This is a genomic window from Shewanella sp. MF05956 (assembly GCF_059758055.1).
Genome location: NZ_JCAYNV010000011.1, coordinates 18,840 through 43,268, shown reverse-complemented (window position 1 = coordinate 43,268; position 24,429 = coordinate 18,840). Strand labels below are relative to the sequence as shown.

The 24,429-nt window shown below is 42.4% G+C and carries 25 protein-coding genes; 12 read left to right on the top strand and 13 right to left on the bottom strand.

Going from position 1 to position 24,429, the window contains the following annotated elements:
* Positions 1-55: 55 nt before the first annotated feature.
* Complete coding sequence (locus AC19MX_RS13250; protein ID WP_498298641.1) at positions 56-1,072, top strand: AraC family transcriptional regulator; 1,017 nt, start codon at positions 56-58, stop codon at positions 1,070-1,072.
* A 122-nt stretch (positions 1,073-1,194) separates the two neighbouring features.
* On the opposite strand, the gene AC19MX_RS13245 is transcribed toward AC19MX_RS13250, so the two are convergent.
* The gene (locus AC19MX_RS13245; RefSeq protein ID WP_498298639.1) at positions 1,195-1,836 is read right to left on the bottom strand and encodes an excalibur calcium-binding domain-containing protein; all 642 of its coding nucleotides are present in this window, start codon (positions 1,834-1,836) and stop codon (positions 1,195-1,197) included.
* 311 nt (positions 1,837-2,147) lie between these two features.
* Here AC19MX_RS13245 and AC19MX_RS13240 point away from each other — a divergent pair, with 311 nt between their 5' ends.
* Positions 2,148-2,663 (top strand): hypothetical protein, encoded by a 516-nt coding sequence (locus tag AC19MX_RS13240; protein WP_498298637.1) that lies wholly within the window; start codon positions 2,148-2,150, stop codon positions 2,661-2,663.
* 163 nt (positions 2,664-2,826) lie between these two features.
* The gene (locus AC19MX_RS13235) at positions 2,827-3,348 is read left to right on the top strand and encodes a DUF1993 domain-containing protein (RefSeq protein ID WP_432401023.1); all 522 of its coding nucleotides are present in this window, start codon (positions 2,827-2,829) and stop codon (positions 3,346-3,348) included.
* A gap of 71 nt (positions 3,349-3,419) precedes the next feature.
* On the opposite strand, the gene AC19MX_RS13230 is transcribed toward AC19MX_RS13235, so the two are convergent.
* Complete coding sequence (locus tag AC19MX_RS13230) at positions 3,420-4,313, bottom strand: DMT family transporter (protein ID WP_498298635.1); 894 nt, start codon at positions 4,311-4,313, stop codon at positions 3,420-3,422.
* 139 nt (positions 4,314-4,452) lie between these two features.
* Between AC19MX_RS13230 and AC19MX_RS13225 the strand changes: the two genes are divergently transcribed.
* Positions 4,453-4,941 (top strand): MarR family winged helix-turn-helix transcriptional regulator, encoded by a 489-nt coding sequence (locus AC19MX_RS13225; protein WP_160056332.1) that lies wholly within the window; start codon positions 4,453-4,455, stop codon positions 4,939-4,941.
* 77 nt (positions 4,942-5,018) lie between these two features.
* Here AC19MX_RS13225 and AC19MX_RS13220 read toward each other — a convergent pair whose 3' ends face one another.
* Entirely contained in the window at positions 5,019-5,270 is a 252-nt protein-coding gene (locus AC19MX_RS13220) for a DUF2999 family protein (protein WP_160056334.1), read from the bottom strand.
* A gap of 277 nt (positions 5,271-5,547) precedes the next feature.
* Here AC19MX_RS13220 and AC19MX_RS13215 point away from each other — a divergent pair, with 277 nt between their 5' ends.
* Complete coding sequence (locus tag AC19MX_RS13215; RefSeq protein WP_498298633.1) at positions 5,548-6,318, top strand: hypothetical protein; 771 nt, start codon at positions 5,548-5,550, stop codon at positions 6,316-6,318.
* A 136-nt stretch (positions 6,319-6,454) separates the two neighbouring features.
* On the opposite strand, the gene AC19MX_RS13210 is transcribed toward AC19MX_RS13215, so the two are convergent.
* Positions 6,455-6,844, bottom strand: coding sequence for a hypothetical protein (locus AC19MX_RS13210; RefSeq protein WP_498298631.1), 390 nt, complete (start codon positions 6,842-6,844; stop codon positions 6,455-6,457).
* Positions 6,844-8,415 carry a S41 family peptidase gene (locus tag AC19MX_RS13205; protein WP_498298629.1) on the bottom strand — a complete coding sequence of 524 codons (1,572 nt, stop codon included), beginning with the start codon at positions 8,413-8,415 and terminating at the stop codon, positions 6,844-6,846. The genes AC19MX_RS13210 and AC19MX_RS13205 overlap by 1 nt, the downstream gene beginning before the upstream one ends.
* Before the next feature lie 234 nt (positions 8,416-8,649).
* On the opposite strand from AC19MX_RS13205, the gene AC19MX_RS13200 reads away from it, so the two are divergent.
* Positions 8,650-9,417 (top strand): arginine N-succinyltransferase, encoded by a 768-nt coding sequence (locus AC19MX_RS13200; protein ID WP_498298627.1) that lies wholly within the window; start codon positions 8,650-8,652, stop codon positions 9,415-9,417.
* A gap of 114 nt (positions 9,418-9,531) precedes the next feature.
* Here the strand turns inward: AC19MX_RS13200 and AC19MX_RS13195 are convergent, their stop codons facing one another.
* Entirely contained in the window at positions 9,532-9,810 is a 279-nt protein-coding gene (locus AC19MX_RS13195) for a peptidylprolyl isomerase (RefSeq protein ID WP_498298625.1), read from the bottom strand.
* Positions 9,811-10,010: 200 nt separating this feature from the next.
* Between AC19MX_RS13195 and AC19MX_RS13190 the strand changes: the two genes are divergently transcribed.
* A complete protein-coding gene (locus AC19MX_RS13190) occupies positions 10,011-12,104 on the top strand; it encodes a prolyl oligopeptidase family serine peptidase (RefSeq protein WP_498298623.1) in 2,094 nt (697 codons plus the stop codon).
* A gap of 515 nt (positions 12,105-12,619) precedes the next feature.
* Here the strand turns inward: AC19MX_RS13190 and AC19MX_RS13185 are convergent.
* Positions 12,620-13,195: a hypothetical protein gene (locus AC19MX_RS13185; protein ID WP_498298621.1), complete on the bottom strand. Its 576-nt coding sequence runs from the start codon at positions 13,193-13,195 to the stop codon at positions 12,620-12,622.
* 10 nt (positions 13,196-13,205) lie between these two features.
* Complete coding sequence (locus AC19MX_RS13180) at positions 13,206-14,027, bottom strand: cytochrome c3 family protein (protein WP_498298619.1); 822 nt, start codon at positions 14,025-14,027, stop codon at positions 13,206-13,208.
* 456 nt (positions 14,028-14,483) lie between these two features.
* On the opposite strand from AC19MX_RS13180, the gene AC19MX_RS13175 reads away from it, so the two are divergent.
* Positions 14,484-15,284, top strand: a complete 801-nt coding sequence (locus tag AC19MX_RS13175) for a winged helix-turn-helix domain-containing protein (protein WP_498298617.1) — start codon at positions 14,484-14,486, stop codon at positions 15,282-15,284.
* Entirely contained in the window at positions 15,285-15,803 is a 519-nt protein-coding gene (locus AC19MX_RS13170) for a hypothetical protein (RefSeq protein ID WP_498298616.1), read from the top strand.
* A 136-nt stretch (positions 15,804-15,939) separates the two neighbouring features.
* Here AC19MX_RS13170 and AC19MX_RS13165 read toward each other — a convergent pair whose 3' ends face one another.
* Positions 15,940-16,581, bottom strand: coding sequence for an acetate uptake transporter (locus tag AC19MX_RS13165; protein ID WP_432401051.1), 642 nt, complete (start codon positions 16,579-16,581; stop codon positions 15,940-15,942).
* A gap of 561 nt (positions 16,582-17,142) precedes the next feature.
* Between AC19MX_RS13165 and AC19MX_RS13160 the strand changes: the two genes are divergently transcribed.
* Positions 17,143-17,649 (top strand): glycine cleavage system transcriptional repressor, encoded by a 507-nt coding sequence (locus AC19MX_RS13160; RefSeq protein ID WP_498298614.1) that lies wholly within the window; start codon positions 17,143-17,145, stop codon positions 17,647-17,649.
* A gap of 59 nt (positions 17,650-17,708) precedes the next feature.
* Here the strand turns inward: AC19MX_RS13160 and AC19MX_RS13155 are convergent, their stop codons facing one another.
* Both AC19MX_RS13155 and AC19MX_RS13150 read right to left on the bottom strand, forming a co-directional pair.
* Positions 17,709-18,860 carry a GGDEF domain-containing protein gene (locus AC19MX_RS13155; RefSeq protein WP_498298613.1) on the bottom strand — a complete coding sequence of 384 codons (1,152 nt, stop codon included), beginning with the start codon at positions 18,858-18,860 and terminating at the stop codon, positions 17,709-17,711.
* Between the two features lie 212 nt (positions 18,861-19,072).
* On the bottom strand, positions 19,073-20,074 hold the full coding sequence (locus AC19MX_RS13150; RefSeq protein WP_498298611.1) for a phosphotransferase: 1,002 nt from the start codon (positions 20,072-20,074) through the stop codon (positions 19,073-19,075).
* A gap of 503 nt (positions 20,075-20,577) precedes the next feature.
* Here AC19MX_RS13150 and AC19MX_RS13145 point away from each other — a divergent pair.
* Both AC19MX_RS13145 and AC19MX_RS13140 read left to right on the top strand, forming a co-directional pair.
* Positions 20,578-22,113: a peptidoglycan-binding domain-containing protein gene (locus tag AC19MX_RS13145; RefSeq protein ID WP_498298610.1), complete on the top strand. Its 1,536-nt coding sequence runs from the start codon at positions 20,578-20,580 to the stop codon at positions 22,111-22,113.
* Positions 22,114-22,386: 273 nt separating this feature from the next.
* A complete protein-coding gene (locus AC19MX_RS13140) occupies positions 22,387-22,965 on the top strand; it encodes a porin family protein (protein WP_498298609.1) in 579 nt (192 codons plus the stop codon).
* 66 nt (positions 22,966-23,031) lie between these two features.
* Here AC19MX_RS13140 and AC19MX_RS13135 read toward each other — a convergent pair whose 3' ends face one another.
* Complete coding sequence (locus AC19MX_RS13135) at positions 23,032-23,661, bottom strand: flavin reductase family protein (protein ID WP_498298607.1); 630 nt, start codon at positions 23,659-23,661, stop codon at positions 23,032-23,034.
* Positions 23,662-23,674: 13 nt separating this feature from the next.
* Positions 23,675-24,421 carry a sulfite exporter TauE/SafE family protein gene (locus tag AC19MX_RS13130; RefSeq protein WP_498298606.1) on the bottom strand — a complete coding sequence of 249 codons (747 nt, stop codon included), beginning with the start codon at positions 24,419-24,421 and terminating at the stop codon, positions 23,675-23,677.
* Between the last annotated feature and the right edge of the window lie 8 nt (positions 24,422-24,429).

Genomic DNA, 24,429 nt, shown 5'->3' with positions numbered 1-24,429 from the left:
TCTACGCTTAAAATGGACGTATATTTGTGATTTTAAGACATCATGGTCGTAACTTATGGCATTTCGCAGCATTACCAGTGTGCAAATTATTGTGGCCTACGGCGTTGAGCAGGGTATTGAAGAGGGCGTTTTACTTAATGGCTCAGGGCTGACAAGCGAGCAATTACACGATCACGACCAACTGGTTGAAGATACACAAGAATTACAGGTATTAAATAATCTAGTACAGCACACATCGTCGCCGTTTACTGCTGGCGTAGCTTTAGGCAGTCGATACCATTTAACCAGTTATGGCATCATGGGTTACGCTCTTTTAGCCAGCAGTACCGCCAGAAAAGCGATTGAACTGGGCTTACGTTATTTAGATTTAACCTATGTGTTTTCGCAAATCACCTTAAACCAACTTAATGATGATATTGCGCTGACGTTTTTATGTGACGTGCCGGGCAAGTTGGGCGAACTGGTGTTGGTAAGAGACATGGTTGGCGCGGCGATGATCCAGCGCGAAGTCTTTGAACATAAAGATTTACCGATAACACTGCAGTTTACTGCAGCTGCACCGGCGCACTTATCAATAGCGGATATTGAGCAAACCCTTGGGGTTAATATTCGATTTAATGCTGATTACAATGGCTTTGCTCATTTAGCGCCTCTGCTCGATTTGCCATTAACCAAAGCCAATGAAGCCACAGCCAGACTGTGCGAAGCGCAATGCAGTCAATTATTACAACAAAAACAAAACTGGAAACCCGTCGCCAAATTGGTAAAAGACACCCTAGTGCATTTAGGTTTAACAGCATCGATGGAAGATATTGCCGCCCATTTAGCCCGCACTACTCGCACTTTGCATCGGCAACTTAAGCAGGAACAAACCAGTTGGCGCAAGGTGCGAGACGATGTGCGCGTCGGCATTGCAGAGGCTTTACTATTAACGCCAATGCACCTGGATGAAATCGCTGAGAGGCTTGGTTACAGTAATGGGGCCAATTTTAGCCACAGCTTTAAACGCTGCAAACAGATGACCCCAAGCCAGTATCGCAAGCAAACAAGCTGCGTTAAGCAATCAGTGTAATATAGGTAAAGGCTAGTGAGAATCTCAAGCCTCGGACCTAGAATCTAACAACTTATACTAAGATTTTAGATCCGGCGGCAGTTAAATCTGAATCTGCTTTCTATGACTCCATTCTTTAATAATTATTTATTGAATTGCCGTTCGCATGGGATGCCGTCATGATCACCATCCATTTGGGTGCCTGGACAGTTACGGTTATAAAAGGTTGCTTCTTCATATGAGCGCATTTGACTGCAATGTGTTTTGCCTGTTTCACAACGAAAGTTTTGTTGTGTTGAATTAGACTCTTTGGTTCGCCAAACCGGTGTGTATTGCACCTCTGGCTTGATTTCCAGAAAGACTTCTCGAGTTGTCTCAGGTTGTTGTATAGGGGTTATACCCATTTTCTCATATTGCTTATAGCCGAAAATCCCGACCCCAAGAAACAGAATAATCATAAACATACGGCCGAGTATTGGGCTGCTGTTACGATGATTGTGATGTTTTTGGCTGGGTCGATGTGTGTTTCGTGCGGTGCTATTGGTTGATGAGTGCAGGGTGTTCGCAACAACGGCAACGCCTTCAATGCTGGCTTTTATAGCTTTGACTTTTCCGTCTGGCTGGGCTTCACGATGAAATACAATCTCATCACCAACCTTGGGCTTTCTGGCCATGTGCTTTAACGCTGAGATATGAATAAAGACATCTTGATCATTACCCGCTTCTGGTTTGATAAACCCAAAGCCTTTTTCATCGTTCCAGCGAACTAACGTGCCTCTTTCCATGGCGATACTTTCCTAATCGAGATGACGTAAATAAAAAATTATACTTTAAATCAGTAATATAATCGTAAACGATAAAAGATGTAAGTTAATTATTGGGGTATGCTACTGTCGATAGACTTAGACCAAAAACGTTACTGATTACCGAAAATTCAATATCAATATTGCATTCATAATATCAAGAGCAGTTTAATTTGAGTCATAATAAGTAATGTGTTGCAGATCACACTTCTAAACTGAATTTGGGTACTACAATCTTTTTATTGCTTGTAAGCGTATATCAATAATCGTTATTGCTATCAAAGGACTTAACCATGCGTTTTTTAATTACAATTACTGCCATATTGCTTCTCAGTGCCTGCAGCACCAGCTATCCAAACCAGGCGATTACAGGTCAATTTTTCCCTTCTGTGTCAGGGGAAACCCTTGAGCTGCAACCGATGACACTGCCGGACGATTTGAACGGATCGGTATCGTTGTTGTTAATTGGCTATAAACAAGATTCGCAATTTGATATTGATCGTTGGTTAATTGGGCTCGACATGACCCAAACTCAAGTGCCTGTTTACGAAGTGCCGACTATTCAGGGATTATTTCCGAGGATGTTTAGCACTTTGATAAACAACGGTATGCGCTCGGGTATTCCTAAACCGCTATGGAAAGGCGTGGTCACTGTCTATCAAGATGGTGAGCAAGTACAAGCTTTTACCGGTAACGATAAGCCAAATAATGCTCGGGTTGTGCTGTTAAACCCTCAGGGTAAAGTGATTTACTTTTATGATCAGGGTTTCTCGGTTGATGCGCTTAATACATTGCGGGCATTACTGTAAAGCTCGCGATACTCGTCGGAGTAATGTGTTGCATGAGCATGAAAATAGGTTCATCTTGTTGCAATCAAGCTCGTTATTACTGATTCGTCATTACTAAATACTAAATACTAAATACTAACTACTTACACGCTGCAGTTTTTGCAGCTTCATTGAGGGATTTTTCATGCTTTACGATCTGACTGTAGTGCAATTCAGCAAGATGCTGAATAATTTAAACCATATTCTTGATAAAGCAGAAGCCTTTGCTGCACTGAAAAAAGTCGACATGGCTGTGCTGTTAAATTCTCGCCTAGCGCCTGATCAATTTAACCTTATTCGCCAAGTGCAGATTGCTTGCGACACGGCAAAAGTGGGTGTAGCTCGTTTAACCGGAAACATGGACACAGTGCCAAAGCACGATGACAGTGAAACCACATTAGCAGAATTGCGTCAGCGTATAGCATCAGTGCTAAAGTATCTTGAAGGTTTTAGTGAGGCTGATTTTGGCCATGCTGACAAGGTGCATGTGTCGCAGCCGCGTTGGGAAGGTAAGTATCTAACAGGATATGAATTTGCCATTGAGCATGCGGTTCCAAATATCTATTTTCATATCACTACGGCTTACGCAATTTTGCGTCATAACGGCGTTGAAGTCGGTAAAAAAGACTATTTAGGTGCTATGCCTTATAAAGTGCCAGTGCTTTAAGTTAATACGGGTTAACAAAAAAGGATAAGCCATGGCTTATCCTTTTTTAATTTTTAAGCATTACTGATCGGCTACTTTATCAACGCAGAGCTGCGTAACTTAACCCGTAATAGATTAATCAATGTCGGTGCAATAGAGGCTAATATCATTCCGGCCATCAAGGTGTATTGATGCGTTGTGTATGATTCACTGAGTAACAAGGCGCCACAGGCAATACCAGCAATCGGATTCGCGATACTGCCAAAGGTAAAGTCGACAACAGACATCCGCTGCAATAACCACACGTACATGCTGTAGCCCAATACAGTATTGAGCAGCAATATCCATATTATCCCTAACGCGTTACCCCAATTAAACCCGCTTATCACGTTGAAATAAGGCTCTGGTGTTATCAGTGCTTGTACGCCAGACACCAGGGTGAGTAACACGCCGCCAATAATCAGTTGCCAGGTTAAAATAGTCCACCAATGAATCCGCGAACCAAGCGCTTTGGTAATCGTACTGCCGACAATAATGCAACTTATGGCTGCAAGCATGGCAATGAGCCCGACTGGGTTTAGGGTGATTGAACTTGGGTCAAACAATATCCACGCGAGTAAAACTAACACTGCACCACAAAATGCCTGTATAGCATTGGGACGTTTTTTACTTACAACCCAATGAAATAGCATCGCAAATACAGGCACCGAGATCATTCCAACCCCAGAGATGGCCGAGGGAAGTGTCAATGCCATGACAAAAATCAAACAGAAAAACACCGCAATATTAACGGCCCCAAGCTTGATTAAAATAGACCAGTCAGCAGACGCTGGACGACTGGGTTTTATCGCCAATAATATTAATCCTGCAGGTAAAGCGCGCAGTGCACTGAGTAATAAGGGGGGCCAGTCTGCCAATGTATATTGAGTCATCGCATAGGTTGTCCCCCAAAAAAAAGCGGGGATCATGGCAAGTAAAATATTCATAAATAACCTTGGTGTTAATTTATCTTCACGTGAAGATACTTGGCGATTTTGAACTGATAAGTTGTTTTTGTAAAGTTACTTTATATAAAGTATCTTAGCGTTAAGTTTTATTGCTGATTGATAAAAGGTAAAAGTAAGCATGGAAGATGTCGATAAAGTGGTCGCACAATGGGCAACAGAAAAGCCACATTTAGATACCGTGCCTATGGCATTGCTAGGGCGTTTTTTGCGTTTACAAAAACACATTGAAGCCGACATCTCTGCTTGCCATAAGCAGTTTGGCTTAACCATGGGTGAGTTTGATGTGCTGGCGACATTAAGACGAAGTGGTAAGCCTTATACGCTTACGCCCTCAATGTTACTGTCGTCAATGATGTTAACCTCGGGTGCCATGACTAACCGCCTAGACAAACTAGAAGCTAAAGGACTCATAGCGCGGGTACACAGCACTGAAGATCGCCGTAGCGTATCTGTTGGATTAACCAGCAAAGGCCTTACAGTGATTGATGCGATGATAGAACAACATGTACTCGTGCAGCACAAACTCGTTGCCAGCTTATCTGCCAGCGAGGTGCCAGCATTAAACCAATTACTCAAAACCTGGTTAACGGCTTTTGAAGGCGAGTGAATTGGTATTATTTCGAGGTGTTAAAAAAAGCCAGAATCTTGTGATGCTGGCCTTTCTAATGTAATGAGCCGGCACGCTTACTGCTGTAACTGGGCTTTTGCCGCTTCAACTTTCGAGAAATCTAGGCCAAGCTCTTCAACTGCTTCTTTGATTAAGGCTGGGTTTTGCATCACCATGGCCATTAATTGTTGTAGCTTGTCCGCAGGAATACCTAATTGACCAATAGTTGCCATTGCTGCAAATGGATTTTCCGTTAACGTTTGAAACAACTCATTAATTTGTGCATCAGTGACGTTGTGTTCTTTTAAGATGGCAATAATAGGATTCATTGCGTTACCTTGTGTGGTTGAAGTGAGTAGGGCGAGATTTTATCACGTTTTAGCCTGTTGGGGGCAAGATGGCTGTTGCACAATTGGACTAAAAAACAGATTAAATAGGCTTTGATTTTAGTGAGTCTCTAAACATGATTGACCCGAGCACTATTTATACGTTATGGCATTCGATAAATGATTGAATTTACTACCCTGGTGTTTATACTGTTCAGGTTTTAGCGTGTTGTTTTATTGATTTAATAACTCTTTTACATGGATTTTTACGGACGTTGATATGGATATTATTACCCTCTGCACTGTGCTTGTGCTGTTACAACCCTTCATTGTTTACTTCGCTTTTTATAAAGATACTGGCTTAACCACTAAAGATAATGAGTTTTACCAATCCTTTTTAGTGATATCTCCTAGCTTCGCATTTTTTTATTTAGACCAATACTGGTACGCGTTAGGCGTGTTGGTTGGCGTGGCGTTATGTGGTGTGTTATTGGCCTTGATTGTAAACCGAAAAGCCAGTCATCCGATTGATTATGGTGGCCTGGTGTCATTTGCTGTTGCATGGTTAATCATCTTTGGCATTGGTCATTGGATAGCCAGTTTTTTTACTGACTCAAGCGTAACAGACACTATTGCAACAACAGAGCTGAATGCAACAATAGATCCGAATGCCATCACGGTATCGCAAGGGATCTTCTCCGCATTAACCAGCTCACTGTATTATCTGGTACTCATGTTAGCGGTACTGTGTGTGTCTATATTAGAGAGAAAATATTCATTTAAAGAGAAACTGAGTGATTTACTGCTGTTTATTGCATCTGTTGCTGGTGGTGTAATACCTTTGATCAGTGACTATTTTTTGTTAAGCATCGTCATCAACTTTTTTATTTTATTGACCATGAGTCGCGTTATCATGGAGCTAGAGGGCCCTGACGCTGCAAAAGGCTCAAACGGTGCTATAGGTTTTATGTTTAGCTATTTATTTATGATGGGTATTGGTTTTGCCATGATGCTAAAAGGCGGAGCTTGGCTTTACAGTGTCGTGAGTTAATCGTGAGTTAATAGTGAAATAGCGGTGAAATAAATTAGCGGTGAAATGCATTAACGCGTAATAAAAGGCCAGAGCATATTAAGATATGCTCTGGCCTTTTGGTTTATTCGCTTATATCAAAACACTCAATATGCTGCTATTGCGCGTCTTCAAGCTTACAACGTACTTGCGATAAGTTTGCCGTGTTGCCGCTTTGCACATGTTGCAATAGGCATTTATCACCTTGTGTTAATAACTGAATCGCATCAGGTATTTCTGTGCTGCGGCCCATAATTAATAACCCGTTGGCATCTTTGTGCGGTGCGCGTTCAATCACTTCTTGGCTGTATTGCGTAAAGGCACTGTCGCTAATCACTACGCTACTGACCCCTAACAAGCTTGCTATTGCTTGCTGTAACTCGGCGTGAGTTTGCGCATTTGGATTAGTGATTGTCGCAGCTTGAGGCGAGGCGTTAACTTCGCTTGCTGTTGCCACACAACCGCTTATAAGCACGATACCAATGAGCCCTATGAGAGGTTTTAGCATTATTGCTCCGAAGCCTGTGGCATTAAAATGCGGTTGTTTAACAACACATTTTGATTGCGAGTGTCTTGCAACATAAAGCCTGGGTCAATAAAGGTATTTTTAACAGGGGCGCGTGCTACAGCCGTTGCAGTGGCAGGACAGCTGTTATTGTCGCGATAATATAATGCCGCGCTAAGCAGTCTTTCGTTGCTATCACCTAACGCATGAGTAAGGTCATCATCTAGCATACAACCTTGTACTTCACTGTCGACAGTTGGATTTGTTGATGGCACAAATCCGTCAGAATACTCCCCAAAACCTTTGTCATTTACGCCTTTAAACTGAATAGTAAAGTAAGTGGTATCACAGTTACCTGTTGGGTAAAAACCGTAAGGTTTACCACAAGTGGTGTCGCCTAATTGAATGACTTCGATATCAATACCACGCAATGCATTCATTAATGCTTCACTTGCCGAACAGGTACCTGGCGTCGTTAATACAAATACACGTTTAAGATTTAATGTCGGTAACGCTATGCCGCTTCTGAGTAATGACGTATTAAAACCAAGTGATTCAGGAATAAACGGCATTGGCGTTAAGGCGTCACGAGTGACCGGATCAATGGTTGGGTATTTGTCGTTAAAGCTTGTACGTTCAAATACGTGGTTTGCTGTGGCTTCGTCGCCGGCAACCATGTAAGCCAGCTGACTCGCGATAGCTAATAGTCCGCCACCGTTGTAACGGATATCTAATACTAAATCATCAACTTGTGCATTGCTCAGGGTGGTCATCGCATCATATAAGCCTTTTTCAGCCGTTGCGATGTGTGAGTTAAATTGTAAATAGCCCACTTTGCCATTAGCCGTTTGAATCGTATTGGTATTTTGTACCGGCGTTGATACTACTGTCGCAGCCGTTAACGTGACACTGCGATCGGTTTGAGCATTTAAATCACGCACTACAAATACCGTTTGCTTACCGTTGGTGCTTGGAAATAAACCGGCATTAAGTGTATCAATACTGGCGCTATCGTTAGCATTAGCAACATTAACCCCATCGACAGAAACAATAACGGCTCCACGACTCACACCGGCATTACTTGCAGGGGTATTGGGCTCGTTATAAGCAACGGTGACTTGTCTGCTCACGCCTGCAGAGGCATTACGTAAACTCAATTCCATACCATACCCGACAGATGCGCCAGAGCCATTAAGCAGGTTCCATTCTTCGGTCGACATCGAAAAATGGAAATTATCTTTTAGACTCCCGGTGTCTGATAGCTCATTGGTTTTCAATAGGTCAAAATATTCGGCAACGCTGTAAGGCGCGGGATCGCGATCGATGATCTCGTTGTACCAAAGGTAGGTGTCGTTACTCCACGAGCGTAACCACAGCTTTTGGGTTAATGGTGCGCTACATTGATTGGCCAGGCTTGAATAATTAGCAAAAGTGCCTGAAACCCATTGCGGTGCAGTGGAGCCTGAGGTGTTATCGTTATCATCACTTGATGAGCCTCCGCCTCCACATGCTGTGAGCAAGAGGCTGGTGCCAATAATGAAGGGCGCTAAGGTGCTGCGAGAGAGTAACTGCATTAAAATAATCCTTTATTTATCTCAAACCTATTTGGTTGATTTACGTACTTTCGATTGACGATTTTATTACAACTCAGCTAGTTTGTAACTCAAATTTTGCGCGATTGTTAACTAGTTTGAGTGTTTATAATGGTGTAGGCGCAAGTTTTTTATTTTTATAGTGGTGGTGTTTTATTTGCTGTTTAGCCTTTGCGCGCATTACCATGAACAAAATCAATAACGAAAGAGCATGCTATGCGAGCTTCATATATCCATTTATCTGTGCCCTACAAACAACAAAAAGGGGCCTCGGGCGTTAAGTTATTGTTGATTATTTTAGCGACGATATTGCTCACGGTTGGTTTAACATTTTTTGTTATTCGCACGTATATTTTCCCCTCGCCAATGACTCCAGTAACCTTAAATGCCAAAGAGGAGCAAAAGTTAGATCAAAAACTAACTCAGCTTGGTTGGCCGCTCGACTCAAGGACTCAAGTGCCAAGCAGTGCCTCTGGTCACAGTGATAGAGCCAGTCAAAACAGCGCTACCATCAATAGCCATCACACCAATGACAACCCTATCAACGACAAAGGCGAGCTAACACCACAAGCCTATCGTGAATATGATGCCGACCGACAAGTGTCGTTTAGTGAAAAAGAAGTGAATGCGATGATTGGTCGTAATCCTGATTTTGCCCAGCGCGTAGCGATCGATTTTTCTAATAACTTAGCCAGTGCGACCATGCTGATCCCGATCCCCAAAGACTTTCCGGTAATGCCTGGGGAAATTTTACGGGTAAATACTGGCTTGGATGTTCGTTTAGATGCGAATCGTCGCCCTGTGGTGGCATTAGTGGGTGTGAGTTTAATGGGCGTACCTATTCCCAATGCCTGGTTAGGCAATATGAAAAACGTCAACTTGGTCAGTGAGTTTGGCGATAGAGGCTTTTGGAATACCTTCGCCGATGGTGTTGAGGATGTTCAAATTCGCGATGGCGAGTTATATATCAAGCTGCGTAAGTAGTAGTGATAAGTCAATATGCAAATGGATAAGTCTTGATGACAGTGGCCCGTTGTCGCTAATCCACTGTCTCTTTTCGTCTACTGTGGCTTCTAATAAAGCCATGTTCAATAGGCCCTAAGTGCGATAAAGCACTTTTACCACATGCCAGCCAAATTTGGTTTTAACTAAATGCGGGGTAATGAGTTCGCCGTTAAAACAGACTTTATCGAATTGCGGCACCATTTGGCCTTTTTTAAATTCACCTAAACTGCCGCCACTTTTGGCAGAAGGACAACTAGAGTGTTTTTTGGCTAATACATCAAATTTAGCGCCGTTATTAAGCTGTTTAATAATATCTTCAGCTTGAGTTTGGTGTTTCACTAAAATATGTAATGCCGCTGCCGTTTTAGCCATGTTGATGCCTGTATTGAGGGGAAACCAGAGATAAAAATGTCGTGGTGATTATAACTGTTTAGCCACTCTATTGGGCATTATTTTACCTGCGATAACTTGTTACAGTTTACAGTAGCTTAACGATTGAACATCTGTGTAAATCCTATAAAGTAGTGACATATTTGAAAAAACCGCAAGCAAATAACAAAAAGGACATTTAAATGCTTAAGCGAATCATACCTTTATGCGTAGCGAGTGCGATGACAATGGCAACATCTATTCAAGCAGAAGAAGATAAATATATTTGGTTAGAAGACGTTGAAGGCGCTAAGCCTATGGCGTGGGTTAAGCAACAAAATGATGTGTCAGCTGCCCATATCAAAGCCTACAAAGGCTTTGATACCTTAGTGGCTAACAGCCTTGAGATATTAAATAATAAAGAGCGGATCCCTTATGCCAGCCGCATAGGTGAGTATTTTTATAATTTTTGGAAAGACGAAACTCACACTCGCGGTATTTACCGTCGTACTACGTTAGCTGAGTACGAAAAAGCCGACCCGAAATGGGAAACGGTGCTCGACATTGATGCGCTAGGTAAAGCCGAAGGCGTCAACTGGGTATACAAAGGCATGAACTGCCAATACCCACTCAATGAGCGTTGCATGGTGTCGTTATCGCGTGGCGGTGCTGACGCAGCTGAAGTGCGTGAGTTTGACCTCACCACTAAAGCCTTTGTTGATAAAGCGCAGAAACCGTTTTTGCTTAAAGAAGCTAAATCAATGATTAGCTGGATTGATAAAGATACTGTCTTTGTTGGGACTGATTTTGGCGATGATCAAAGCATGACCGACTCTGGTTACCCAAGCCAAGTGAAGCTATGGAAGCGCGGCACACCATTATCTGAAGCTAAGACCGTCTTTAAAGGTGATAAAGCATCGGTTGCCTCATCTGGTTATGTCGTGTTTGATGACAAAACACCGCTCAACATCATCACTGAAAGCTTAACGTTTTATACCGCCAAACATTACGTATATCAAAATGACAAACTGATACCGTTACCGCTCCCAGAAGATGCAGACATTAAAGGCTATTTTAAAGGCCAATTGTATATCGAGCTAAAAAGCGATCTCGTAACAGCAAAAGGCACCTTTAAACAAGGCGCTATAGTCATGACGCCAGTTGATAAACTCATTGCGCAAAAGCCTGAGTTTAGTGAGTTTGTATCACCGACTACAACAGCATTTATCTCACAAATTAACTTCAGTAAAAGTGCCATATTTGTGACCTGGTTAGACGATGTTAAAAGTAAGCTAGTGCGTTATATGCAAAACGACAAAGGTGAATGGAAAAGTGAGACCGCACCATTTGAAGTCAACGGCACCTTAAGCGTGTTTGATGTTGAACGTGACAGCGATGAGTTTTTCGTTGATTACACCAGCTTTTTAGAGCCTTCAACCTTATATCGTTTTAATGGTGCAACCTTAAAAGCAGACAAAATTAAAGGCATGCCACAACAGTTTGCCGCTGATAAATTTGAAACCAAGCAATACTTTGTGACGTCAAAAGACGGCACCAAAGTGCCTTACTTTGTTGTGATGGCCAAAGATATCAAGCTAGATGGCAGCAATCCAACGTTGCTTTATGCTTATGGCGGTTTTGAAGTGTCACGCTTACCCGCTTACTCAGCCACAGTCGGTAAAAACTGGTTAGAGCAGGGCGGTGTGTATGTGTTAGCTAATATTCGTGGGGGTGGCGAGTATGGTCCTGCTTGGCATCAAGCCGCCTTAAAAGAAAACCGTCACAAGGCCTATGAAGACTTTGAGGCCGTTGCCGAAGACTTAGTTGCGCGTAACATTACCACAAGCAAACATTTAGGTATTCAAGGTGGCAGTAATGGTGGCTTATTAATGGGCGCAGCGTTCACTCGTCGTCCTGGTCTATATAACGCTGTTGTGTGCCAAGTGCCATTATTAGACATGAAACGTTATAACAAACTATTAGCGGGTGCCAGTTGGATGGGCGAATACGGTAATCCTGATATTGCCGAAGAGTGGCAATACATTAAAACTTACTCGCCTTATCATAACTTAAAGCAAGGTGTGAATTACCCTAAAGTGTTCTTTACCACTTCAACTCGTGATGACCGTGTACACCCAGCGCATGCGCGTAAAATGGTCGCTAAAATGGAAGGCATGGGCATTGATGTGTTGTACTACGAAAACATTGAAGGTGGCCACGCGGGTGCCGCAGATAATACTCAAGCAGCCGAGTTAAGCTCAATGGTTTATGCGTATTTAATGCAGCAACTACGTTAACGTTGAGTGTAGAGTGTTGAGAATTGAGAATTTAGTATCGTAAACGTTCATAAAACAAAGGGCCTCGTATAAACGAGGCCCTTTTTTGTTGGGGTAAAGGTTAATACCAATTCTATTAATTATGTGACCAATCAGAGCCACTCAGATTGTTCAGTTTGAGGCGCATTGTTGAAATAATGGTTATTCCCTTTTAAGGCAATGCAACAAAGAAATGAACGGTCTGAGTGTCTCCTGTAAGGCGGGTTTCTGTGCCTTCCATGCTGCTTAATAGCATTTTGACGTACGACTGCATGGATGCAGGAGGTAGAGCAACGCAGGAGCTGTTGCCGAGAACAACTATGCCTACAATTCTATTACTTGCCTAGAAGACACAGAACTCCCGCTGAATGACCAGATAATTAATGGAATTGGTATAACATTGAGAGTTAAAAAAAGCCGCAGATATGAGCCTGCGGCTGAGGTCCAAGGTTAGTTAGGTGAACTGGCTATGTTCCTAACTAACGTGGGGGGAATCATCATTCATCTGCGGCAATAAGGGTGATTTCATTGCTGGCAATTGAACCATGAATTTGAACCGCAACTTTAAACACTTCTACAGCGCCAGCAGCGGCTTTACTGCCTAGGTCGAGGTCGGTTGCATCAAAGGTATACTTTCCTTCAACATCAGTTTCTTGAAGTAGGCCGACACAATTGTCGCTGTCGGTTTTATCGCACTTGAAGCTTTGCGTTACATGCCAGCGCTTCCAGGCTTTTGGCTTAATGGAAGGTGATGCTGGGTCTGGGTAGCCAAAATACACAATGTCATAATCGCTGGCATTGGTAATGGCTTTACCGTCGGCATTGGTCAATGTGAACGTTAATGCCCCCGTTGCCGCATCAAATGAGTCAAGCTGCATCGATATGTCGGTGGCTTCATCAACAGTCACGCCTTCACTCACAGGATCGACAACCACGGGTGGTACAACGACAACGGGTGGTGTCACCACGACAGGCGGCTCAACGGTAATGATGTCGTCGTCATCGTTATCACTGCCACAACCAAAGATTAGCAAGCTACTGGCTAAAATGGCGCTAAGATATTTGATCTTCATGATGCGCTCCTTAATTGAAATGCCCTGTATGACAAGTCGTACATTCCATATCGGTTTTCACGCTGGCAGCTGAGCCCATTGTTGAACTTACGCCATGGCATGACTGACAAGCTTGTGCTTCTACTGACGGCTTCGCGATGGTTAATGCTGAAATATCTTCTCCGCCGTAAGCGCGATTAAGTAAATCAACAATATAGTAAGCCATACTGGCAGAGAGGCGTTTGCAGCGTTCACCTTTTAAGGCGAATTCTTTACCTGAGGCGGCAGACCAGTTACTGATTGATGAGTGACACAATGGGCTGTTAGCAATTGACGTTGTACCTACTTCAAGCGATTTAGCTTCGGTAGACCCAATGCCCGCTATAAATTCTGCAGATGATAATGGCAGATCTGTCGTTTCGTAGTAGCGGAACGAGGCGCCAATAATGGCATTATTTTGACCGTTAATATCGTCGAGAATATTAATCAACATTCCGGCAGCATTCAGGTTGCCACATAAGGTCCCTTGGCCGACAACGCCAGCCCAACCGTAACCTGCTAACGCAGTAGGAATAGTGGCAAATTTAGAGGCATCGGCACTGGCTGATGTCGATAGCATGTTGATAATGGCGTGAAACACCTGGTGCATACAGCCGCCGCCTGTTTCATAAGCAAGCTTTGCAGTTGCCATGGCATCTAGTGGTATATATTTTAACTTTTCACCTAATGCGAGGGTGTAGTTACCATCTGCGTCTGTGGCAGCAAAAGCGGAAGTACCTAATAAGGTGGCTCCAGCAGCGGCGGTGCTAATACCAATAATCTGTGTCAATGCTTGACGTCTGTTTATGCTCATAATAATCACCCTTTACTCATCGTTATTTTATTATTCCCAATCGCTGGTGTTGGGAGCTATAGAGTCGTTAGCAAAATCTGCTGAACAACTTGATGGGGTAACAATAAGTGATGGAGTTATTAATGGTGTGATTCAAAGCAGATAAAAGTAGAGGTTTTCAAAATACAAAGAGTGTGATTATTGCAGCAGTTAATTGACGATAAAATCGCATAAAACGAATATGAAATGTGACTTAAGTCGCCTTATTTATCACATTTATGCTCATTGGATGGCAAATCTACTCATTTTAATTCTGGTAAATAGAGTGATATTGCTCACGGATTGATGAGATTGTAAATTTAAACACTGACTTTTACTAAGGAATAAAACGCTTAGATAGCAGGATCACAGAATTCATCAGATTTTTTGCATACACTGTATTGGTCGACGTTTAAGTCATTATTGAGGCGGTCAAAAATGCAATTGGGCCATTGTAGGTTCGATATTGGCAAAGGGGATTTGATTAACCAAGACACTGGTGTGGTGTGGCATCTTCCTCGAGCAGAATTACATGTACTGACATTATTGGTGGAGTATCAAGGCAACGTCGTGGCTAAACCATTACTGGAGTCTGGGCACGAAGATAACTTGCCGCTAAGTTCAGCATCGGTATCCCGAGCTATTTTTACCTTACGCTCATTTCTTGGCCCACAATATGAAACGCTGATTGAAACTGTAAAAGGCCAGGGCTACTTGCTTAGGCCTCATCGTGCCCGTAAATATTCTGACAAATCATGGTTAAAAACTTTGATTAAACCACTGCAAATGTTGCTGGTGGTTATGGCTCTTGTTAGCGTGTTACTCGCTGTTTTTTGGTGGTTTAATCAAACGAGCGAATCAGTTGGCCCTGCTTTGCCATTAAGCGTAGAAACCATCACCTTAAACTCAGGTCAGCAAGTTGATATCATTTTATATTCGCCGTCTAAAACCAATAATGAACTCCTTATAGAGCAAAGCCAGCAATTGATCCAAGGTTTACAATTTTGTCCGGTAACGATATGGACGCGCATTTTTTTATCCTTATCGCACGACAAGCAAGTGCTCAATATCACCCTTAGAGGAGATCATTATGGTCAGTCTCTTATCCGTAATTTAAAAATTAGCGATTTGCGTCAGCCAAAGCAATTTGTGACACCGCAGTGGTTAGACAAATTGAACATTTGCAGCACTTCAAGTGGCCAAATTACGCTATCAAGTCGGTCACGAGGAGGTGAGTAAATGACCAGAAAAGGATTATGGGCCATCAATATTGTGGTACTTGTGTGCTTACTTGGCTGCGTAGGAGCAATATACTCACTGACCTCCAAACCGGCTAATTTTATGCTCAGTTGCAGCTCTGAATTATTTAATCATCAAGCGGATAAGGCTGATAGTGATCACTATTTACTGGTCGATTTAGTCTCTAAAGATGGCTTAGCCCAAATAAACTATCGCTATTATGATTTAGAGGGTAACTCCGCAGGAACGTTATCGATGACAGGTAAGGTGAATAAGGTGGATACTGAGCGACAAATGTTTGATATTTCAGTGACCACAAAAAAAGAGTATGTGGGAGCAAAAGGTCAGGCGACACCAGAGCATTATGAGTATTTATCGTATATCAGTGGCATCAACTTAAACAAAAACGGTATGCACTCACTGAGTGTCCAGGTACTTGAACGTGATGAAACCAAAGATTATGCAGTGGTACTATTTCAACCGAGTAATACCGTGTGTGGATGCCGTCTAGTGCACTAGTCATTCAAGTGCACTAATGATTAAGCGCACTAATGATTAAGTGTGCCAAGTCATTAATTAAATTATGATAAAACAAAATAAAAAGGCCGATGCAATGATTGCACCGGCTTTTTTATTGTTTTAATGGCAACCGTTTTTATGCGTTAACTGAGTGTAACGCGACAGGCTCTGCAGTAACTGCTTGTGGTTGGCGGTGAGTATTAGTTGATACGTTAACTTGCGTTAATTCGCCAACGGGTAAAATAGTACGGCCATATTCAGCGTTAAGCACTTGTGCCATGGCAAAGTAAATGGCACTGGCGCCACAAATAATGCCTTCAAATCCTGCAATGGTGCCGAGTAAGGCATTACCGGTAAAGTCGCGAGCAGCAAGCAAGAAAAACAATACCGTCAGTGAAGCAAACACAAACTGTTTGGCGCGCGGGTAACGTAACGATCCGACAAACATAAAGGCGGTAAATGTGCCCCATAGGGTTAAATACCAACCCATAAAGTGTGCCGGACTGGCCGCAATACCCATGTTGGGCATTAAAATAATTCCAACTAAGGTTAACCAAAATAAGCCATATGAAGTAAATGCCGTGGTACCAAAAGTATCACCACGCATAAAGCACATCATACCGACAATAACTTGACCAATGCCGCCATAAAAAATCCCCATCGCAAGGATCATCGAATCAATTGGAAAATAGCCCGCATTATGAATATTAAGCAGTATGGTGGTCATACCAAACCCCATTAAACCTAATGGTGCTGGATTCGCAAATTTTGTAGACATGGTGTTCCCTTAGTGGAAAGTTCAACAGCTCATGCAGCCGCTAAAAAGTTAATCTGTAGCCTTATTGGGCAAGGCGCGCATCTTAGAGAAACCTTACTGAGGTAGCAATAACTCGTTATGAGTATTCTTACAAACGCTTATAAGATAAAAATGCATTTAAAATCAAGTGGTTATGAGTTTGTTTGTTGTGGTTGATTTGGTTGGGCAAATGTTGTGTTAATAAGTCTTTAAAATTCAGTTGGATACAAAGCAGCTTAATTGTTGGGTGATGTACCGCTAGTCGTTTTGATTGGTGTGACAATAATCAAAAACAGCACGTTAAGCGCAGCTTAATATGTCATTTTGATTGCAGTAATCAGCTTAAGTTTGTGATGTAAGCAACACAAATACGCTAAGTGTGTGAGTGCGTGCAAAATCAATAATTTATACCAATTAATATAAGGCAGTGAACGACTCTGCTTGTTCTATACGAAGGTTTTGTGCGATTTGTGTTCTAGTGCACAGACGAGGTTTAAGGTGATAGATAGTCTGTAGTAAGCGTTATTTCTCAATGGAGGCACTATGCAACATAAGTTTATAACAACAGTATTGGGCACATTAAAGCCTAATTTATTGCAATCGTTGGCTCAAGTTAGCCGTGAAATAGGTGCGAGTTGGGAAACCAGTAAAGTCATTAAGCTTGATGGCCAATTTGTGGCGATGATGCGGGTTATGATTGATGCTGATAAAGAAATGGCGTTAAAACAAGCGTTAGAGCAACAGTTTAGCCAACTGACTTTTGTTTATGCAGAATATGCCCATGAGGCTATTCATTTATCTGCAGAGTGCAAGCTCACATTAGATTGTAATGATCGCTCTGGCTTAACCCATGACATGAATGAAATTTTAAATGATCTTGAAATCAGTGTCGATCATCAGGAATGTTACCGCGTTCAAGTTACCAGTTTAGGTAAAACCGTTTACAGTGCTAAATTAATATTAAGATTACCTGAGAACGTCACCGTTGCATTACTGATATCTCAGCTTGAAACCTTAAGTGACAATATCCGTATTGATGTTGCCGAATAACATAAGTGCTGAGTTAGAGTCGTTGATTGGGTATATAAGTAAGTTTGATGGTGTTTAGGTTAGCTAAACACCACTTTGTTTCGGCCGCTGCTTTTGGCTTGGTATAATGCTTTATCGGCAAGGTCGATTGCTTGCTCTACGCTAATGTCTTGCGAGCCAAGTTCGACAACACCAAAGCTGGCGGTGATATTAATGTGTTGCTCGCCGAACGGGATCGGTGTGTTATTTATCATGGCTCTTAATCGCTCAGCGACATTTTTAGCGTCGTCATAGCAAGTACGACCAATTAAAATAACAAATTCCTCGCCCCCCATTCTGGCCAACAAATCGTCTTTTTTAACATGCTGTTTAATCATCTGGCTAATACTGACCAACACCTCATCACCGCCCGCATGACCATATTGATCGTTAATGGCTTTAAACTTATCGATGTCCCAATAAATCAAACACACATGTTGTGCTTGTTGTTGCAGCTCCAGTATTTGTTGTTTGGCACGCACATAAAAACCCCGTCGATTTAAGCAGTTTGTCAGCGTGTCCGTCATGGCCAGCAGTTTCATTTCTTCTGCTAAATCAGACGCCAGCATATAAATAACAAACACCGACATGCCCACATATGCTGCTGGTAAGGCAGTAAAATTGACTACGGCATACATTTTTATGAGCTCAACATCCATATTACGCCCTTGTGATAAGGCGATACTGGCTGCAATAAACAAACTTATCGCAAACACAAAATGCATCACAGAAGCGCCGATTTCAGCCGGGCGTGATTTTTTTCGATGTCTAATGATGACGACACTGGTAATGAGTAGAAATATCACATCAATGAATAAATACAGCGACATTTGCAAACCAATATAAGGATCTATATAGGTAAAATAGTAGGTTAGTACGACGCCCACTATGCCTAAACTCAATAAGGTCACAGGGGAAATTGGCGTTTTAGTGCGTAAACAATGCCCCCATGTGCTCAGAACGGCAGACAAAATCGACACGCTACAGCCAATCATCCAATACAAATTGTGCGATAAAAACAGGCTTTTAAAAAGGGAGTTTGCCCAAAGAGTGGTTGAGGCTAAAAAAGATAATGAAAACATCAACGCGTACTTTTGTTTCCCCATGGTTTGCCATGTCATGAAAAAAATAATCGCCAACAAAATGCTCGAAAAAAATAAAGTGATCAAAATGTACGTAAATGGACTTTCCATATGCCGTCTTCTTATTGAGTTGGTATAGGCAACACACAGCCTAACAAGCGCGAGCGGATTAACGAATTAGCGTTTAAAAATAAGGTGTTAATCAACTGTAGACGGCAATATAGAGCTTAGCCAATGGTGAGCAGGAATTATAAGTTGTGTGGTTAATAAAGCAGCAAAAACGATAAATTAGGTTCACGACACTAAGTCAAAAGAGGGTAAGCCTAGGTGGATGTTGTGAGTTGCTTTATTGCTAATGCTGTTAGTGATTCGGTATAAGCATTTATTTTAACGTGTTCCACACTCCAGCCTTTTACAAACCGCTGAAAATCAGCCCATGCAACACAATATAACGGCCGCCAAGCGTGCAAAACATCTTGCGGATTAATATGAGGATGAAACTGACTTAGTCCGTGAGTCAATTCGCTAAAGTAATGCTCAAGATAAGCATTAATCATGCTTTCTGGTTCATGGTAGTTCAAGACACTGCTAAGCAACATAATGACATCTTTCATGCCGCAGCCCTGGCCAATGTATTGGAAATCGACTGCCGCAGCTCGGTTGTCTTCACTAAAGCAAAAGTTAGCTAACTTTGCATCACCGTGGACCAGAGTTTGAAATGGACATTGGCTTAATACACGGTCAATCATAACCGCCGCTGACTTTAACGGGCCATCAGGTAACGCGGCATATTCATCTGGGCGCGTGTCTAAATGCCAATATGTGCCTATTGGCCAAAGCCCGTTGGGGTTGGCTGACATGTATTGTGCATGGAAATAACCTAACCAGGTTAAACACGCCCGCACAACCGAGGGGGTCACATGAGGATTAACCCGGGTAAACCCAATCGTGTTTAAGTCTTGCAATACGAGTAAGGTCTCGTCAGCGCGCTGTTCTACATGCATGCAATGAGGTAAAGGGCTCAATGGTTGTTGTAAATGTGCGTTGGCATAATGTTGATACCAATTCACTTCAACGAGGTAAGATTGCAATTTTCGTTGGTGTGACAAAGGCGTATTCCAACCTCGCGGGTGCGAACTCGGTTGCGGTAAGCGGATGTATTTTACAATGACAGACGGATAGGATGTCCCACAAACATAAGCTCTGAATAGCTGACCATAACCACCCCAAAGTGGTTGTATGAGTTCTACATGGCTGATATGACTTGCACCAATAGCATGACTAATGCGTTGTAAAACATTCTCTGATACTGGTGGGTTTGGCATGTGTAAGCGTGTCTCGGCGTGATTGACTAAGCCCTATTGTAACAAACTTCAAATATAGGCTTAACTATTCCTCGATGTTCATTTTATCTGCAATGCCTTTATTTATCTCTCAGTATTAATGCGCATTTATGATGATCTATTGTGAGAGTGTAAAAATTTATAATTTTTTTCTAATGTATCTTTTATGCGTAAAAAAGCGGTTGATCGTGGTGCATGCCGGTGGGCATGCTGATGTTTTAATAAGCAACCTAACACTTGTTTTAAAACACTTTATTAACATCGATTGGTTTTATTTCAGAAACAATTGTTTCATTTATTGTGACGTTAAAGTGACGATGTAATGTCGCGTTTAATGCAAGCTATTGTTTATATTAGGCTTGCGGTTTTACGTTCAGCTGTTGAATAGTCAGTAATTTGACGGTATCCTGTGCGCAAAATGTAACAAAGATTTACATATTGTTACATTATATTAGCAAATCCGCTTAATCGATCCAGGAGTAATCATGGCCATTGCAAGGACAACCATTTTCAAACTGAGCACACTTTCTGCTGCTATTTTATTGACTGCATGTAGTAACTTGTCACAACCAGCCAGTGTATCTGTATACAACGCAGAAGAGTTAGCGCAACGAAACAATGCCTTGCTAGAAAGAGAAAAAGCGGTCGCTAAGCGCGAAGCTCAATCTCAAGATGCTATAGCCGGTAAAACGAGCCCAGAAGGTGAGTTACTTCCGCCTAATGCTAAACCTGGTGAATGTTATGCGCGTGTATGGGTAGAACCTACTTACGAAAATTACACAGAAACCGTCATGGTAAAAGAAGCCAGTGAAAATGTGAGTATTGTGCCAGCACAATATCAACAGGCCACTGAAACCATTGAAGTACAACCTGCTAGCTTTAACATGGTCGCAGTACCTGCAACTTACGATGTTGTGACTGAGCAAAAACTAATACGTGCAGCAGGTTCGCAGTGGTTAGTCGACTTACGTAAGGGCAGTGCCCCTGCAAGTGCTGAATTATTGAAAGCCGCAACAGAGCACGGTATTAATCTTAATAATGCTACGGCTGGAATGTGTTTCCATGAACATTACATGCCTGCACGTTATGAGCAAAAAGGTGAGTCTGTACTGGTTGCTGAAGCATATGATGTCGTTGAAACCATTCCTGCAGAATTCCGTTGGGTTGAAAAGCGTATCCTAGTTAAAGAAGCCAGTACTCGTATGGAAGAAGTGGCTGCACAATATGAAACGGTTACTGAAGACGTTGTAGACGTACCGGCTCACAATATCTGGAAAAAAGGCGTTGGCCCAATTCAGAAAATTGATGAAGCAACTGGCGAAATCATGTGTTTAGTTGAAGTGCCAGCCACTTATAAAACACTGACAAAACGCGTATTGGTGTCTCCTGCAACATCACGCACTGTCGATATTCCTGAAGAATACGAAACAGTTCGCGTGCAAGAGTTAGTGAGCGAAGCAAGAGAAGTGCGTACACAAGTGCCTGCTAAGTATAAAGACGTTCAGGTCACTCAAAAAGTCGCTGATGTTGAGTTTGTTTGGCATGAAGTGCATAACGACGAACACCCAAAAGCAACTCGCACTGGCAACAAGATTTGTTTGACAGAAACGCCAGCTGAATTTGAAACGGTTAGTCGCCGTGTTGTGGTAAGCCCTGCATCAACTCAGCGCGTAGATGTTGCTGCAAAATATGAAACCATGAGTGTGACTAAGTTAGTGTCTGCTGCGAAAGAGATGCGTTCTGAAGTGCCTGCAGAGTTTGAAACAGTGTCACTGAGCCGTATTGATAAAGATGGCTTTATGGAATGGCGTCCAATTTTATGTGAAACCAACATGACGCGTACAACCATTACCGATCTACAACAGGCATTAGCAACAAAAGGCTATAACCCAGGTAAGATTGATGGCGTAGTGGGTGTTGATACCATCAAAGCTGTTAATGCATTCCAAAACGATAATAACTTACCAACCGATAAGTACATCAATATCGAAACGGTAAAAGCATTAGGCGTTAATCTTTAATATAACGTTTAAGGGCCGTCGATCTTTGAGGGTGAAAGTAAACCATTAAAGATTAATTATCCCCGCTAAAAAGCCCAGGTGCTAATCTTATTCAGATGATCTCCTGGGCTTTTTGCTGCTTTAATCACGCCACATAAATTGGTTATATGATGCTTGTTTAACGCTGCTGTACATGGTCGGGGGTTATTGATAAAAATATAGTTATATTAACTGTTTGCGTTAATATTCTTTGTGATAGTATTCGCCAGATTTTTTCACTATCATTAAGGAACAATGATGTACAAAATGTCTCTTCTTGCCACAACCTTGTGTGCTGTTTTAGCTGCTCCTGCCTTTGCCAACACCGATACCCTCTCATCAACATCAGATAACCGCGGTTTTTATATCGGTGGTGCAGTGAATAAAACAGAACTTGGTTCTGGTGATGCCAGTGGCTCAGCCGATGCGACAGGTTTTGGGATATACGGTGGTTATCAATTTAACGACTGGTTTGGTTTAGAAAGTAACTTTTTTGCCGCTGATGTGGGTGAAGATGGCCTTGATGTGGTCGCTGGTGCACTCACCTTTACTCCCACATTTACTGCGCGTTTCAATGAGACATTTTCGGTTTTTGCTAAAGTGGGTGTGGCATCAATGGCGGTTGTTGTTGATGGTTACTATGATGACTTTACCGCTTCGGGTTTTGGTTTAACTTATGGCATAGGTCTAAACGCAGCAATAACTGAAAACCTTAACCTTCGGTTAAGTTACGATATGAGCAAAGGCGATCTTGATATTGATGAGTACGGCTATGTTGATGATATAGATGCTGAAATTGAGCAATTAGCATTGGGTTTACATTACCAGTTCTAACAATTTATTCGAGCTGTTTATCAAGAAAATTAAGGCTACCAACGGGTAGCCTTAATTGTTTCGTGCTTATAGCGTAGGACGATGTAAATCGAAACGCTGCTCGTCTGAAATACCATAATACGCCGAGGGTCCGCCAGCACGTAACACTGGATCTGCTAAGGCTGTTTGGTAAATGCCTTCTGCACTGAGTAAGTGCTTTTCAATGTGTACCGCGACCACTTCACCGAGTACCAACCAGGTATCAATTTTATTGCCATTCGCATCAGTGAGCTGAATGCATTGGGTTAATTTACATTCAAAGTTGACTGGGCTTTCGGCGACCCTATCTGCCGCGACAATATTACCGGCTATAGGTGTTAATTCTGCAAATTCAAACTCGTCAGTACCGTGAGCTAATGGCGCCGAGGTTTGGTTCATTTGCGCGGCTAAGCTGCGGGTAGTTAAGTTCCACACAAATTCGCCCGTTTCGACGATATTAGCCACACTGTCTTTCCAACCTGTACTGGCAAAACCAATAATGGGTGGGTCGTAGTTAAAACAGTTAAAAAAGCTGTAAGGGGCTAAGTTACGCTGTCCCTGGGCATTACGCGTTGAAATCCAGCCAATAGGGCGTGGGCCAATAATCGCATTTAATGGATTATGCGGTAGGCCATGGCCTTTACTCGGCTCATAAAAAAATCGATTTTCAGTGCTCATTACATGTCCCTTTTTATGACGGCATCAATGCGGTCCACAATAAACGTAAACCTACTACGATCATTAAACTCAGAATGATCTGCTTAAATTGTTTTTCATTAAATTTATCTTGAATGCGTAGCCCTAGTTTTACCCCAATCCAAGCAATAGGGGCAAGCATGGCTGAAACCAGTAAATTACTCAGATTAATCTGTCCTAGCATGGTGTAGGGGATCAATTTTACTGCATTAATAACGGCAAAAAACATCACGGCGGTGCCAAGGTATTGTGTTTTTTCTAATCGTAGTGGGATTAAATAAGCATTTAATGGTGGCCCTCCGGCATGGGCGACAAAGCTGGTGAACCCAGCAAGCGTACCGCATATTCGGCCAATTAGGGCAGACGGTTTTCGCTGAGACCACTCACCAAACGTTAATCCATAAATGCCAAAGCCTAACGAAATAACACCTAAAATACCGCGAAGATACTGCTCATTGAGTTGATCAAATAATAAATAAGCCACCACAATACCGACCATGGCCGCAGGTAATAAAATCAATAATTGCCGATTACTTTGTTTATTCCACCACGAGCGGACACTTAAAAAATCCATGTAAACCAGTAAGGGGAGCATGACCGCTGCCGCCGCAGCTGGGCTAATGGCGAGAGCCAATAACGGCACCGTTAAGCCGCCTGCGCCACCTGCAAAGCCTGATTTAGAGATACCGGTAATGAGTACGGCTGGTATGGCGACAAGCCAAAATATTGGATCGGTTAACATGTTTCTCT